This window comes from Bifidobacterium breve DSM 20213 = JCM 1192 (genome assembly GCF_001025175.1).
In the GTDB taxonomy this organism is placed as follows: domain Bacteria; phylum Actinomycetota; class Actinomycetes; order Actinomycetales; family Bifidobacteriaceae; genus Bifidobacterium; species Bifidobacterium breve.
Map to the genome: position 1 here is coordinate 1,585,448 of NZ_AP012324.1, position 12,078 is coordinate 1,597,525.

Sequence of the window (12,078 nt, forward strand, 5' to 3'; positions counted from 1 at the left end):
AAATATCTCATGGGGCGGTAAAACCCTCATGGGGCGGTAGGCGAAAACGGCTCTATTCTGCGGAAAGGCAAAATCCGCTAACCGCCCCATGGGCCAAATACCGCCCCATGAGTGTTTTACCGCCCCATGGGAATCACGGTTCTGCCTTCTTTCAACGGGGTAAGAGCGTAAGTGGGGCATATATAGGAGCGTTACAAACTCTGTTATCGTTCACAATGTGACCGCAACGCGGCGTGCCACAAGATCGAACCTATAGTTAAGCCCCATGTAGTGAGCTATCTCACAACGATTGGCTCGCTACGTGGAATTCAAGACTTGGACTGCAAACGTCGTTCATCCCACACAATGGGAGGGCGAACGGAACACGCAGTCCAATCAAGAGTTCGCTCGCCGCAACATCATTGAGCAGTTGCACGCGGGCAGGTTTGCAAGAAGAGGGCTCAAATATGACTGCTGCTGAACAGCAGATTTCCGGCAATCCCGCGGCTATGGAAAGCGCACAAGCACGTACCACCGTGACGGATCAAGCCAAGGTTCAGGATATTATCTCGCGCGTGGATCGCGCACATGAAACCCCGATGTTCCATCGCATCGTGGCGCTGGTCGCCGCTGGCATGCTGATGGACAGCATCGACGTATATATTGGCAGTGCCGTTGCCTCCAGCGCGTTGGCCACACACTGGTCCACCGTTGCGCAAAATTCCACCTTTATGTCCGCAGGCTTCCTGGGTCTGCTGGTCGGTTCGCTGCTGGCCGGCTTCGTCGGTGACCTGAAGGGCCGCCGCGTGGCTTACCAAATCAACCTGCTGCTGTTTGGCGGCTTCACCTTCCTCGGCGCATTCGCCCCGAACATGGCCGTGCTGTCCCTGTGCCGTCTGGGTGCCGGCCTGGGCCTCGGCGCTGAAATCGTCACCGGCTTCGCCATGGTCAACGAGTTCGCACCGATGAACCGCCGTGGCCACTGGTGCGCGATTGTCTCGCTCGTGGCCAACTGCGGTGTGCCGATCGCTATGCTGCTGTGTGCATGGATCATCCCCCGCTGGTCCTGGCGTCCGCTGTTCGTGGCCATCGGTCTGGGGGCCGCCATCATCTGGTGGCTGCGCCGCGACATCCCCGAATCCCCGCGTTGGCTCGCCGTGCACGGCCGTTACGATGAGGCCGACGCCATCGTCAAGCAGCTTGAGGCCAACGGCTCCGAACTGATCGACGCAGCCGCCAAGGCCGACACCAGCGACACCCGCAACGCCGGCGGCCGTTCGCTCGGCATCTGCCTGCTTGTAGCTGTGGTTGCTGTGGCCGCCACGAACGTGTGCTCCTACGCCTTCACTTCTTGGGTTCCGACGATTCTGGTCAAGCGTGGTATTAACCTGTCCAGCTCGCTGCTCACCTCCACGGCGATGATGCTCGGTGCCCCGGTCGGCTGCCTGATTGGCTCTCTGCTTATCGACCGCATCGGCCGCAAGCGCACGATTGTGCCGGCCTTCCTGTTCACTGGCGTGTTCGGTTTAATGTATGCCTTCCAGACCTCTACCGTGAGCGCAATTATCGTTGGCTTCCTGCTCATGATGTGCCTGTACGTGCTTATGGCTTCCGTGGTGGCTGTGTACGCTCCGGAACTGTTCGCCACCAAGGTTCGCTTCCGTTGCGTCGGCTTCGCGAACGCCGTGGCCAAGCTGCTCAATGTATTGATGCCTATGGTGGTGGGTTGGATGCTTACCTCGCTTGGTGCTACGTCCATCTTTGTGGCCATCAGCGCAATTGCTATTGCATCGATGCTGATTGTCGGCTTCTTTGGCGCGGAGACTGCGCAGAAGTCGGTTGGGTGATCGGTTTCCTCACAGTGGAATAACTGCTGATAATGTCCATTCGGCGTCTTGCGTGGTGATATGCAGGGCGCCGTTTTGTTGTTCTAGTAATTGTCGGTAACGGTTGAGACCGGTACCGGTGGATAGGTCCGCACTGCCATCCGCATCCGAATCCGATGACGTGCGGGCCGTGTCGATGCAGGCGATGCGGACGGTGTCCAGTCCGATGCCAATCGTCATTACATAGCCCGCTTCCGGGTCGGCATGTTTGGCGATGTTGCCGTACAGTTCCTCCAGCAGCCCGGCGATCAGGCCACTCCGACCGGCTGCGCCATGAGCACCGGAAATAATCGTCTGACCTTCAAAGCCAAGCTCTGATAATCGGCGGTCACCATTGCTCGCAACATCACGAATTTGCTCGGCTAGCGGGCAATCAGCGTCTGTGATGCCACATGCAATGCCAGAAACGGCATCAACGGTCGAATCATGCGGAGTCACTGCACTGTGCGCCGCTTCTCCCCTGCCTTCAATAACATCAATGACCTGATGCGTGCGATCCAATGCGCCCATAGCCACGCTACGCAGTTCGCGTAATTCTTCTTCAGAAGGGGTCTTGCCATCGGCAATATCCTTGTCGAATCGCAAAATCAGGTATGCCAAATCATTGGATACGTAATCGTGAATGTCCTGAGCTGTGCGTTCCTGCTGACGGCGGTGAGCCAACTCCGCTCGAGCCAAGCTGCGTTCATGATTCCATCGCGCCGCCATGCCACCAAGCATGAAGCCAATAAACAACACGGCCACTGGCATCACACCATAGAGGGCAATCGCACCAAGAATCACTTGCCCAGTGCGATGCTCGGCAGAAGAACCGCTCGATTCATAGGCGCTTCCGGTGAAGTCGCTTCCCGACTGCCCTGCGCTGTCAGACCCACTGGATGAAGAGCCACCATCAGCAGCGCCACCATCAGCAACACTACCGTCTAGGGCACTACTACTCGCCGCGCCATCCGCAGAACCGCTCATCGTGTCTGAGCCGCCATCAAGCCAAGGAATGGCCACGCCACCACGCGACAACATCCACACCACAACGGCAATGCCGGCAACCGCCAGCGCCAATCGCTTATCGGCGTATCCGGCAATACCCACCGCCAATAACACGGCGAGCATTGCACCCGACGGCATCCAGATCGGACTCATGCACAACACTATCCAAGCCACCGCTACCGCCACGCATCCGGTGACCGGACGAAACGCCATCCGCCCCACAATGGCAACGAATATGAACTCCTCAAGACAGTCCGCCGCCGAGACACTGTCAGCAGCCAAGCCCGCCATGGTTTCCATCGTGCATATCAAGGCAACAACCAGTATGGCAATCAACAGCCATGCATTGCGAACACCGCTATCCAGCTCGGCCAATCGGTGTCGTAACGCTTTCATAGCAGTTCCTTTCCTACCATCCATGCCGTTGCACATACCGCCCATGCCAACTCTTAAATCTCATGCCGTTTCACGCAGATTGATATGGCATGAGCGCGACTGCGAGCGCCGAGTTTGGCGAGTGCGCGGCGTTCAAAAGTCGCCACAGTGGCCACGCTGATGCCCAATCGCTCGGCGATTTCCTTGGTGGTCGACCCATCCGCATACATACGCAGGGTGTCGCGTTCTTTGCCGGAAAGCGCGCCACGGTGCGCGTATGACGTATCTTCGAGCACCGCGTAGGCGGTTGCGGCATCCATGAAGGACAGCGAATTACCGCTCCCCTCATCTCCCAGTACCAGCTCATTGGTCGACAATCCTTGGGCTGCATTGCGAATAGCGAGCGCAATGCCGTTCAAATCGGTTTTACCAACTAAGGCCTGCGCCCCGCAGCGAGCCGCCTCGTCGTGAAATGACGCGAGCGCGTATGAGGTGACACCCACCAGCCCAACCTCGGGTGTTTTGGTACGAATCGCACGACAGACTTCGGTACCGGGCACGTCGCCCATAGACATATCCGTAACCAGCACGTCAGGCCGCTTGGTGGGGCTCAGGCATCGGCTGATGGCCACGGCACCCAAATCGCAGGTCCATATCACGGCAAAATCGCTGGACATGCGCTCGATTAGCGCGCCGAACACTTTCAGCGCATACGGGTCATTGTCCACAATGCCGATGCGTATGTTGCGGTTGCGCGCTTCTCCCATTACATTCACCCCTTCAGTGTGCCCGACGCCGAACTGCTCCGTCCTGACATGTCATGGTCACTATGACAACTATCATTCCACATTTCCTGCGCGATTTACGATGGAATCATCATCAATCCTTGACAAGGCGGTAAAGGAGGACGGCAATGAACCGTGCACAAGCACTCAGCAAGCTCAACAGGAGCGATATGCGCAATGCCGCCGCCGAGCGCGGGACGCAACGAATATTCGCGTGGAACCGCGCGCATTGGATTGGCATGGTTGTACTGATAGCGGTGTTGTTGCTGCTGCAGTGGAGCTCATCAATGTATCTCATGCCCGACGAGGTCCTTGACAGGGCTGCCAAAAACCTGTTCGTATGGTTCCCCGGTATGGTTCTGCACTGGCCATTGGTGTTGGGAATCACCAACCTGATACTCGGTTCGATACGATCCGGCAGTCTGTCTTTCCCATTGGCGAGCGCAATCATCGGACCGCTGGCATTCGGCTGTACCAATCTTCGCTTACGGCCGGGGTTCCCATACCGTTCCTGGGCTCAGTGGTGGAAGCTAATGCACGCTGAAAGCGGCCATCAGCTATTGGTTCATTCGTTGATCGGCTCGGCCATGCTGTTGATCTGTTATACGGCCGTTGCGTTCATCTGCTATGCAATCGGACGCTACGGTCTGCGCGAATTGTTTGTGGATCCGAATCCGCAGACGGCGAGCGGACGACTGCTCACATGGATTCGTCAGGATGCGATTCGCTTCGGCTGCTGGCTGGCGACGGCAATCATGTACGGCTTGCTATTGGCGCTGACCTTACGGGGCGGCATGGCTGCGATGGCCGCCGCGTTGCTAATCAATTTTGTGATTCCGCCCGCCTTGCTGGTCATCAACGGCATCTACGCGCTACGCCCGGCCTCACTGACGTATCCGTGGAAAAGCCTGCTGTTCCCGTTGGCGTGCACACTGGTACCTGCGCCGATGCTCATGGCGCTCATCACGGTGTATGAAGACACGTGCCCGATAGGAAGTACCTGCACGCTGATCGGCGACCGATACCTCTCCTGGGGCTCGATGGATCAGGTCTTGCATTTCGTCATCGTGTTCGCCGTGGCGAGCTTCCTCGGATTCGGCGTGGTGTGGGCCGTGCGGTGGATTGTGGCTCGTCGCACAAAATAAGAGAGACCAAAATATACTGGAATCAGGGGCTTCGTGCAATGATGCACGAGCCGATCCAAGCAAAGGGGCTGACCATGAGCGAGAAACTGATGGAACAGTACCGGTTGCGCAAACAACGCAAACGCCGTAACGCTTGTATCGCCGCCATCGTGACAGTAGTGCTTGTCCTTGCCGTCGCCGGCGGCGTATGGTGGACGGCCGGCGATGGCAGCGTACTGGTTCGCAATATGTTCAAGCCGAAGGCCACGCCTGCCACGCAGCCGGTAGTCGACAGCACCGCAGCCTTCGCCTACCGCACCGCACCGGAATTCCTGGCGATGGAAACCGGCGACCGAGACACCGGCAATGTGAACTACTCCCCTGCTTCGATGTGGATGGCGTTGGCCATCGCCGCGCAGGGCGCCAATGGCACGACCCGCTCGCAACTGAATGAGCTGCTGGGCTCCGGTTCGCTGGCCGACAGCGACTACCAATCGCTGCTGAGTTCGATCAACGGGCAATATTCGGGGGCGAAATCCGAGATGAGCGCCGCGAACTCGCTGTGGATCGATAACGACTACTCCCCTGCCAGCGATTACCAATCCACCGTCAAGAAAATGTTCGAGGCCGAAGTCACCACGCTACCGTTCGACGATCAGGCCGCCGCCAAGATGTCCGATTGGATTGCCAAACATACGAATGGTTCGCTCAAGCCGAAGATCACGCTGCGTGACCGTGAAGTCCTGTCCATCATCAACACCGTCTATGCGGATGGCCGCTGGAAGGATCCGTTCGAAGAGCAGTCCACCGGCGACGGCACCTTCCACGGCGAAGCCGGAGATGCTCAGGTGCCGATGATGCACCGGACCTTCAGCCAAATGACTTACAGCCATGATGAGTACAACACTTGGCAGCGGGTGGAGATTCCGTTCGACAACGGCGGCAATCTGGCCATCGTGCTGCCGGCCGAAGGGCATTTCGACGAGCTGGCCGGCGATGCTCAGAAACTCGGATGGGCGTTCGGCACGTGTTCGTCGGCATCCCCTGGCGAGGACGCAATGGGTTGCGCCGCGGACAGTCTGCCCGGATGGGGCGTCTCCGTCAACTCGGCCACGGTGAACGTCATGCTACCGCGATTCACCATCGACAGCATGTTCGACTCGGAAGCCACCATCAAGGCATTCGAAAAACTGGGGGTGACCGATGCGTTCAGTGCAGGCGACGCCGACTTCACCAAGATGGTCGACACCGATTCGCACGGCGAGAATCTGTATATCGGTTCGATTCTGCAAGGCACGCGCATCGAGGTGAACGAGGCCGGCGCCAAGGCCATGTCCTTCACCAAAGCCGGCGCAGACTTCACTAGCGCGCCGGTGGACAACATCGAGTTCACGGTGGATCGCCCATTCCTGTATTCGTACGTCACCCCGGACGGCATACCATTATTCATCGGTGCGGTGCGCAACCTCGGCGGAGTCGGTGGAGAACACTGATACTTTCCCGACAGTCCGTCAATTAGGGTGTATCGTTTGACGCATGGCTACGATGAAGGAAATCGCGAACAAGGCGGGGGTTTCCGTCTCTACGGTGTCGCTGGTGCTCAACGGACGCGACGAGGGGCGCGTAAAGTCCGAAATTGCGGACAATGTGCGCGCCATCGCCACCAAGCTCGGCTACCGGTCGAATCCGCTGGCCAGTTCGCTGCGTACAGGCAAGACGCACATCCTCGGTTTCATCAGTGAGGAGGTGGCCACCACCCCGTACGCCGGCGGTATGATTCTGGGCGCGCAGACCGCCGCAAGCCAGTTCGGCTATATGCTCATCACCGTGAGCACCGACGGTGAGAACAGCGAGAGCGAGGAAATCGCCGCACTCAAGCGATACGGCACCGACGGTTTCCTGTACGCCAAGATGTCGAACCGCATCACCCATGCGCCTTCTTCGCTGGCCAAGACGCCACTGGTGTTGGTGGATGCCACCGACTCGCTTGGCAAAATCCCGAGCGTGGAACCGGACGAGTTCCAAATCGGCTACGACGCCACCACCAGATTGGTTAAGGCCGGATGCGCACGTATCGCCTATGTGGGTTGCTCGGAACCGATGATTGCGCAGGATGGTCGTTTGGAAGGCTATCAGGCGGCGCTCAGGGACGCCTGCCTCGACTATGACGATCGTCTGGTCGTCAATGTGCTCAATAACGGGCCGGCACTGACCGCAGTCAACGATTTGTTCGACGCCGAGCATCCGGACGGATTCTTCTGCTTCAACGATGCCCGCGCCTGGTATGTGTACGAATGCGCCGCACGCCGAGGACTCACGGTCGGCAAGGACATCTCCGTGATCGGCGTGGACAACCATCGCGTGTTCGCCGAAACGCTGGAACCGATGCTCACCACTGTGGAACTGCCGCATTTCGAGATGGGCTACTGGGCCGTGGCCAAGCTGGTGTCAATTATCGAAGGACGCTCGATGGACGACGTCTCACGGCCAGCGACCACCGCTCCCCTGCCGCCGATCGACGCGCCGATTCCGGCGAAGATCCACTGCACGCTGATCGAAAAGGCCTCGGTGAAGTAACCGAGGCCCACGCGATTTCTCAAGGCCTCCGTTCAGCACGGAGGCCTTTTTGCGTCTCGAACGGGTACGACACGCCGATGACGTCAATCGATTGACGTAAATCGATTGACGTCGCATAGTAATTACTACACAACAACTTCTACAAAGGCACAGCCGCCCGAGCAGAAGCGTCACATAACCAATAACCAACCAAGTAGTAATCAAAGGATGATTATGGCAAGTGCAACCAAATCTGCATGGAAGAATCCTTCCTATCTGCAGAGCTCCTTCGGCATCTTCATGTTCTTCTGCTCCTGGGGCATCTGGTGGTCCTTCTTCTCCCGCTGGCTCACCGACCCGACCCACGGTCTGGGCATGACCTCCGCAGAGCAGGGCCAGATCTACTCCATTAACTCCTTGGCAACCCTGGTCATCATGTTCGCCTATGGTGCCATCCAAGATCAGCTGGGCATCAAGCGCAAGCTCGTGATCTTCGTCTCCGCCATCGCAGCGCTCGTCGGCCCGTTCGTACAGTTCGTGTATGCCCCGATGCTGACTGCCGGCGGCACCACCCGTTTCATCGGCGTGCTCATCGGCTCCATCGTGCTCTCCTCAGGCTTCATGGCCGGCTGTTCCCTGTTCGAAGCGCTCACCGAACGCTACTCCCGTAAGTTCGGCTTCGAATACGGCCAGTCCCGCGCTTGGGGCTCCTTCGGCTACGCCATCGTGGCACTGTGCGCAGGTTTCCTGTTCAATATCAACCCGCTGCTGAACTTCTGGGTCGGCTCCATCTGCGGCCTTGGCATGCTGTGCGTCTACGCTTTCTGGGTTCCGGCCAAGCAAAAGGAAGAGCTCAAGAAAGAAGCCGATCCGAACGCGGCTCCAACCAACCCATCCTTCAAAGAGATGATCTCCGTTCTGAAGATGCCGACTCTGTGGGTGCTCATCGTCTTCATGCTGTTCACCAACACCTTCTACACCGTGTTCGACCAGCAGATGTTCCCTAACTACTACGCTTCCCTCTTCCCGACCACCGAAATCGGCAACGCCACCTACGGCACCCTGAACTCCTTCCAGGTGTTCCTCGAGTCCGCCATGATGGGCGTCGTTCCGATTATCATGAAGAAGATCGGCGTTCGTAACTCCCTGCTGCTCGGCGCAACCGTGATGTTCCTGCGTATCGGTCTGTGCGGCGTGTTCCACGATCCGGTCAGTGTCTCCATCGTCAAACTGTTCCACTCCATCGAGGTTCCGCTGTTCTGCCTACCGGCATTCCGCTACTTCACCCTGCACTTCGACACCAAACTGTCGGCAACCCTGTACATGGTGGGCTTCCAGATCGCTTCCCAAATCGGCCAGGTGATCTTCTCCACCCCGATGGGCGCCCTGCATGACGCCATGGGCGACCGTCCGACCTTCTTCACCATCTCCGGCATCGTGCTGGCCGCCCTAATCTACGGCTTCTTCGTGATCAAGAAGGACGACCAGGAAGTCGGCGGTGATCCGTTCTACACCGATAAGCAGCTCAAGGCCCAAGCCGCAGCTAAAGCAAACGCCTGAGCGCAACCGCCAAAATCGGCAAAAACACAACTAAATCGTGCTGCCCGAAGCGTTTCCCCTTTTTCCGTTTCGGGCAGCATTCTTAAAACTTTTATCTAAAAACTCAATAAGCAACAATTCAACAATCGCAAGATTCAACAATCATGAAGAAAGGCTATTCAACGATGACTGGCTTCACTCCGGATGCACCCGTCCTCCACGAAATCAAGAACCACAGCGAAGCTCTGGCACAGGCGGAAGCAGGCGTTGCAGCTATGGCCGCCGAACGCAACAACCGCTGGTACCCGAAGTTCCACATCGCATCCAACGGCGGTTGGATCAACGATCCGAACGGCCTGTGCTTCTATAAGGGCCGCTGGCACGTGTTCTACCAGCTGCACCCGTACGGCACCCAGTGGGGTCCGATGCACTGGGGACACGTCTCCTCCACCGACATGCTCAATTGGAAACGTGAGCCAATCATGTTCGCCCCGACCCTTGAAGAGGAGAAGGACGGCGTATTCTCCGGTTCCGCAGTAATCGGCGACGACGGCGAACTCAAGTTCTACTACACCGGCCACCGTTGGGCCAACGGCCAAGACAACACCGGCGGCGACTGGCAGGTGCAGATGCTCGCCGAGCCGGACAACGACGAGCTGACCAGCGCCACCAAGCGCGGCATGATCATCGACTGCCCGACCGACAAGGTCGACCATCACTACCGCGACCCGAAGGTCTGGAAGACCGGCGACACCTGGTACATGACCTTCGGTGTCTCCTCTGCGGACAAGCGCGGCCAGATGTGGCTGTTCTCCTCCAAGGACATGGTCCGCTGGGAATACGAGCGCGTGCTCTTCCAGCACCCGGATCCGGATGTGTTCATGCTCGAATGCCCCGACTTCTTCCCCATCAAAGACAAGGACGGCAACGAGAAGTGGGTCATTGGCTTCTCCGCCATGGGGTCCAAGCCCAGCGGCTTCATGAACCGCAACGTCAACAACGCCGGCTACATGATCGGCACGTGGGAGCCGGGCGGCGAATTCAAGCCGGAAACCGAGTTCCGCCTGTGGGATTGCGGCCACAACTACTACGCCCCGCAGTCCTTCAATGTGGACGGCCGTCAGATCGTCTATGGCTGGATGAGCCCGTTCGTGCAGCCGATTCCCATGGAGGATGACGGCTGGTGTGGCCAGCTCACCCTGCCGCGCGAGATCACCCTTGGCGATGACGGCGACGTGGTCACCGCGCCGGTCGCCGAAATGGAAGGCCTGCGCGAGGATACCCTCGACCATGGTTCGATCACACTCGATATGGATGGCGAGCAGGTCATCGCCGATGACGCCAAGGCCGTGGAAATCGAAATGACCATCGACTTGGCTGCCTCCACTGCCGAGCGTGCGGGCCTGAAGATTCATGCCACTGAGGACGGTGCCTACACCTACGTGGCTTATGACGACCAGATCGGCCGCGTGGTGGTGGATCGTCAGGCCATGGCCAACGGCGATCGCGGCTACCGCGCCGCCCCACTGACCGACACCGAACTGGCCTCCGGCAAGCTGGACCTGCGCGTGTTCGTGGATCGCGGCTCCGTGGAGGTCTACGTCAACGGCGGCCATCAGGTCCTAAGCTCCTACTCCTATGCCTCCGAAGGCCCACGCGCCATCAAGCTCGTGGCCGAGTTCGGCAACCTCAAGGTGGAGTCCCTGAAGCTGCACCACATGAAGTCCATCGGACTGGAGTAGACCGTAAAGACAACGCCATAAGCAGGCGAGCAATCTCAGGAGTCGGCCACGCTCCTCCCAAAAGCAGACCGAACCCCAAGCATTGAGCCCCGACCACCAGACGGTGATCGGGGCTCAATGCTTACCAGGCGCAGTAGCTGTGATTACTGCTGCTTGGTGCTGGCATAATATGCAGCGCCGACGATGCCGGCCTGATTACGCAGCGTGGCGGGCACGATCGGAGTCTTGATGTCCACATAGGGAAGGAACTTGTCGCTTTGGCGGCTCACGCCGCCGCCCACAGTGAATAGGTCAGGGTTGAAGTACTTCTCCATGAGGCCGTAATACTTGGTCAGTCGCTTGGCCCACTTCTTGTAGCCCAACTCCTCGTTCTCACGCACGGCCGACGATGCATACTTCTCGGCGTCAAGGTGCTTGGGGCTCAGCATGATGTGGCCAAGCTCTGTGTTCGGGATGAGCGCGCCATTGTAGATCAACGCGGTACCGATGCCGGTTCCCAACGTAGTGGCAATCACCAGACCGTCCTGCCCCTTGGCGGCACCGAACTGGACCTCGGCAAGGCCAGCGGCATCGGCATCGTTCACCACGACAACCGGACGGCCGCAAGCTTCGGAGAACGCCTCGGTAACATCCACGCCGATCCAGGACTGATCAAGGTTGGCCATGAAGTCAAGCTTCTGGCCAGGCTTGATTGGAGCAGGAAAAGCGATGCCCACAGGTGCGGACTCAGGCACTTCGAAATGGTCGAGCTGCTGCTTGACTATCTTGGCCACCGCCTGCGGAGTGGAAACCTCCGGAGTGAGAATCTTCAGACGGGGTTCGGCGAAATCGCCCTTGGCCAGATCGACGGGTGCGGCCTTGATGCCGGAGCCACCGATATCGACACCGAAAGCCTGCGCAGTTTCAATCATCGTTGATGTCCTTCCCTTCAGTATTGCTTTCGTTAGGATTGCGCCCAGTCTAACGCGAATATCTTTCAAACACGAAACCGACATTCCACCTATTGTGCAAACGTGTGCATTTTTGTTGCGGCACTACGTATCCAGGACTTCGACCCCTTCGCTCCTTAAAAAAATACGGCACAAGGGAACACCGCGCACAGCCA

Annotated in this window: 9 protein-coding genes; 6 read left to right on the plus strand and 3 right to left on the minus strand. The window is 58.3% G+C overall.

Translation table 11 applies throughout. The features are described from left to right. Positions 1–446: 446 nt before the first annotated feature. The gene (locus BBBR_RS06960; protein WP_003830345.1) at positions 447–1,826 is read left to right on the plus strand and encodes an MFS transporter; all 1,380 of its coding nucleotides are present in this window, start codon (positions 447–449) and stop codon (positions 1,824–1,826) included. A gap of 9 nt (positions 1,827–1,835) precedes the next feature. On the opposite strand, the gene serK is transcribed toward BBBR_RS06960, so the two are convergent. Together serK and BBBR_RS06970 are read right to left on the minus strand one after the other, a co-directional pair. Next, entirely contained in the window at positions 1,836–3,248 is a 1,413-nt protein-coding gene (gene serK, locus BBBR_RS06965) for a serpin regulatory histidine kinase SerK (protein ID WP_032738318.1), read from the minus strand. 53 nt (positions 3,249–3,301) lie between these two features. Continuing rightward, positions 3,302–3,994 (minus strand): response regulator transcription factor, encoded by a 693-nt coding sequence (locus BBBR_RS06970; protein ID WP_003830343.1) that lies wholly within the window; start codon positions 3,992–3,994, stop codon positions 3,302–3,304. A 146-nt stretch (positions 3,995–4,140) separates the two neighbouring features. On the opposite strand from BBBR_RS06970, the gene BBBR_RS06975 reads away from it, so the two are divergent. From BBBR_RS06975 to BBBR_RS06995, 5 genes are all read left to right on the plus strand, one after another. Then, positions 4,141–5,157 (plus strand): hypothetical protein, encoded by a 1,017-nt coding sequence (locus BBBR_RS06975; RefSeq protein ID WP_003830342.1) that lies wholly within the window; start codon positions 4,141–4,143, stop codon positions 5,155–5,157. A gap of 38 nt (positions 5,158–5,195) precedes the next feature. After that, a complete protein-coding gene (serU, locus tag BBBR_RS06980) occupies positions 5,196–6,629 on the plus strand; it encodes a serpin-like protein SerU (protein WP_003830341.1) in 1,434 nt (477 codons plus the stop codon). A 43-nt stretch (positions 6,630–6,672) separates the two neighbouring features. Next, complete coding sequence (locus BBBR_RS06985) at positions 6,673–7,713, plus strand: LacI family DNA-binding transcriptional regulator (RefSeq protein WP_047928274.1); 1,041 nt, start codon at positions 6,673–6,675, stop codon at positions 7,711–7,713. 213 nt (positions 7,714–7,926) lie between these two features. Then, entirely contained in the window at positions 7,927–9,252 is a 1,326-nt protein-coding gene (locus BBBR_RS06990; protein WP_012577172.1) for an MFS transporter, read from the plus strand. Between the two features lie 164 nt (positions 9,253–9,416). After that, positions 9,417–10,973: a glycoside hydrolase family 32 protein gene (locus BBBR_RS06995; protein WP_014483560.1), complete on the plus strand. Its 1,557-nt coding sequence runs from the start codon at positions 9,417–9,419 to the stop codon at positions 10,971–10,973. Between the two features lie 143 nt (positions 10,974–11,116). Here the strand turns inward: BBBR_RS06995 and ppgK are convergent, their stop codons facing one another. Beyond that, the gene (gene ppgK, locus BBBR_RS07000; RefSeq protein ID WP_014483559.1) at positions 11,117–11,884 is read right to left on the minus strand and encodes a polyphosphate--glucose phosphotransferase; all 768 of its coding nucleotides are present in this window, start codon (positions 11,882–11,884) and stop codon (positions 11,117–11,119) included. Positions 11,885–12,078: the final 194 nt, after the last annotated feature.